Origin of the sequence: Komagataeibacter melaceti (assembly GCF_003403295.1) — a bacterium.
GTDB lineage: Bacteria > Pseudomonadota > Alphaproteobacteria > Acetobacterales > Acetobacteraceae > Komagataeibacter > Komagataeibacter melaceti.
Map to the genome: position 1 here is coordinate 1 of NZ_QUWV01000160.1, position 207 is coordinate 207.

Here is a 207-nt window from a genome sequence, read left to right on the forward strand (position 1 = left end):
GACCGGGTGGTGTTCGTCCTCGCCAGCCTGTTCGGCATGGCCGGGTGCGCGCTCCAGCCCGGACCGGTGCACACCACCATCCCGCAGGCCATGGCCTCCATCCAGAGCAGCCTCGCGCAGGCCGGGGTGGTTTCGGTCTCGCATGCCGGTGACTGGACGGCCGCGCAGCAGGCCCGGTTTGCGCAGGCGGTGCGCGCGGCCCAGTGC

Annotated in this window: 1 pseudogene; it reads left to right on the top strand. The window is 73.4% G+C overall.

The features are described 5' to 3' along the window. A pseudogene (locus DY926_RS14955) lies at positions 1 to 207 on the top strand (hypothetical protein); the annotation flags it as partial.